The sequence below is a fragment of the Embleya sp. NPDC056575 genome, from assembly GCF_042793325.1.
Classification (GTDB): Bacteria; Actinomycetota; Actinomycetes; order Streptomycetales; family Streptomycetaceae; genus Embleya.
Map to the genome: position 1 here is coordinate 1 of NZ_JBHTVA010000208.1, position 1,030 is coordinate 1,030.

1 pseudogene is annotated in these 1,030 nt (G+C 69.7%); it reads right to left on the reverse strand.

Annotated elements, in window-relative coordinates:
* Positions 1-90: 90 nt before the first annotated feature.
* A pseudogene (locus tag ACFRCG_RS48805) lies at positions 91-1,030 on the reverse strand (hypothetical protein); the annotation flags it as partial.

A 1,030-nucleotide genomic window follows, 5' to 3' on the forward strand; every position in this document is an offset into this window, starting at 1 on the left:
ATGTGGGCCACTCCTGCACCAGGCCGAGGATGGTCAGCAGTAGGGCACACAGGACGGTGAGGAAAACGGTCGTCGTCTTGCGGCCGGTGGTCATCGTGTAGTCCCCCTGGGCGGTGCGGGTGGAGTCGGTGCGGCCGGCGGGCGTAGGCCCTGGGCCGTGGAGATCTTCTGGAGCAGGCGTTCGGTGGTTGCGGCGCCGGATGCCCGTCCACCGGGGGCGGCGGGCTCTGCGGCGCGGGCGGCTGAGTACAGCGCTGCGAGGGTGCTGCCGTTTCGGCCTGCGGCATCGACCAGCACAGCGAGCAGCCGGTCGCGATGGCTGTCGGCGGTGCAGGCCGTGTGCAGCCATCGTTCGGCGTACGGCTGCCAGTGCGGCTGCGGCAGTCGGGCGAGCGCCTCCGCCCAGCCTGCTACCGCGCAGTCCTGGACGCCCTTTTCGTCGATGAGTGGGCGCGGTGCGCCTGCAGGGTCTGTGAGTGCCACGGGGTCGCAGATCCGTAGGAAGAGGCGGGCGTCGACGGTCGGTGCGGCCGAATGACGGGTGAGGCGATCGAGTATGCGGCGGCGAAGTCGGGCACTGGTCGCTGCAAGGCGGCACAAGGCATCGAGAGCGGGGGTGGCGCCGCGTTCCCGGCGGGCCAGGTGATGCAGGCGGGTCACGGCCTGGTCGGGGTGGGTGGGTGCGATCACGTCGGTGCAGGCGCGTAGGAGAACATGCGCGAGGTTCCCCGTCAGCTGCTTGTCCTTACACCAGGAGTAGACGAGCATCCGCAGACTTCGGCCGTAGCGCGGGTCGTGGAGACCGCAGGCCAGCGTGTCTACAGCGGCCTCCAGCCGGGCACGGCTCGTGGGCGCAGCGCTCCACTCCTCCGCCAGGAATGCCAAATCGTTTCCCCGTCCGGTGCGCAAGTACTGGTCGGCGAGCCGGCTCACCAGTCTCTTGCGCAGGTCCGAAGTGATGTGCGGATCGTCCAGCTCCGTACTCTGGGCGGTCCAGGTGCTGAACGGGTGCCGCAGGTCGGGCATGTGG